Annotated in this window: 1 protein-coding gene; it reads left to right on the top strand. The window is 61.1% G+C overall.

Annotated features, from left to right (window positions below; translation table 11 throughout):
• Nucleotides 1–16: 16 nt before the first annotated feature.
• Nucleotides 17–610: O-antigen polymerase (locus GTW58_RS13555; RefSeq protein ID WP_168023608.1), on the top strand; the 594-nt coding region annotated here is incomplete at its 3' end.

Genomic DNA, 610 nt, shown 5'->3' on the forward strand with positions numbered 1-610 from the left:
AGCGGTGGTATTTTCTGTGGCACTTTCCGTGTTCCAGGTCTCCTTGGGCGGTAACCGCCGATTCCTGATTCCGGCGCTCTTGATTCCCATCATTGCGTTTCTGGTCAGGAAACCGCAGAGAGTCACGCTTCCGTGGGTGGTTGCTGCCGGAATCGGTGCCGTCTTCTTGGCGGTGGTTCCGATGGTTCGATCGGCTGGGGCCCGGTTGCCCGGAGAGAATCTGTTCTCCGCGAGCTGGCGCTACATCACCGAAGAGGGTCCATTGGCAAGTGTGTTGCCGGTGTTCACCTCCTACGACACCGAGATGATCGACTACATTGCGGTGATTGCCCCCCGCTTGGGAGGAGACCAACCCTGGGGGTGGGGAAGAGGGACGCTGCTGGAATTCCTGGAACACCCGTTGCCCTCGGGTGGATTGGACGGTTCCACCACAACTCAGGTGTTCTCGGATGAAGTCCTCAGTAGGGTCTGGGGCGGCGGGTGCGCGGAGGCTGTCTGCCCCGTGAGTTCGGTGGCCGGGGTCTCGTACTTCGACGGAGGGTTCCTGGGCGTCGCAATCGGCTGCTTCCTCTTCGGCGCCGTACTGCGGTTGCTTTCCAATCTGTGGTGG

This window comes from Kocuria subflava (genome assembly GCF_012163155.1).
Classification (GTDB): Bacteria; Actinomycetota; Actinomycetes; order Actinomycetales; family Micrococcaceae; genus Kocuria; species Kocuria subflava.